The 665-nt window shown below is 70.8% G+C and carries 2 protein-coding genes; both read right to left on the reverse strand.

Annotation, left to right across the window (positions count from 1 at the left end; translation table 11 throughout):
- The coding region (locus tag PGX04_RS28315; RefSeq protein ID WP_425498466.1) for a DUF7269 family protein at positions 1-296 on the reverse strand (296 nt) is incomplete at its 3' end.
- A partial coding sequence (locus PGX04_RS28320) for a DUF4129 domain-containing protein (RefSeq protein ID WP_273741538.1) occupies positions 289-665 on the reverse strand: 377 nt, incomplete at its 5' end. The genes PGX04_RS28315 and PGX04_RS28320, both read right to left, overlap by 8 nt.

Raw genomic sequence — 665 nt, forward strand, 5'->3', positions numbered from 1 at the left:
ACGGCGTAGGCGAGGTCGTCGCCGGGGACCGGGATCGCCGTCGCGCGCTCTCGGGGCGGCGGCGCCGTCTCGTCGACCGACGTCACGAACCGGTAGCGGGCGATGCGGTAGCTCTGGACCAGGACGAGAAACAGGAACAGGTACAACGCGAGTCGACCCAGCACCTCGATGGTGACGACGGCGTCGCCGGGGACCCACTTGAGGACCCAGTCGGTCGCGACGAGGGTGAGGCCCCCGATCACCAGCGAGAGGGCCGCGAGGGCGAGTGAGAGCCAGCGGACGACCTGCTCACCCATCGCCATCGTCCTCCGTCTGTCCCAGATCGCGCTGGAGGGTCCGCGCCCGCCGCTCTCGGTCTGAGTCGGGCTCTCGGCCGCCGTAGCGACTGTCCTCGAAGAGACGCGTCAGTTCGTCGACGGTGTCGGCGTCGAACCCGTGGGCGATCGCCGCCTCGCGAACGTCGCCAGGCGTCGCCGCATCGTCGGCCTGCTTCCCAACCGCCTCGACCACCGCCTGCCAGGCGCGGTAGACGTCGTTGTCCGCCGGTACGTCGGTGGGCGGTTCGGATTCGGCCGTCGGTGCGTGCTCAAGGCACCCTGGGTCGTCCGCGTCGCGTTCGGTCGTCGACTCGAGCGACGGCGTTGCGGTCTCGTCGCGACGCAGGG

Source organism: Natrinema soli, assembly GCF_028618695.1.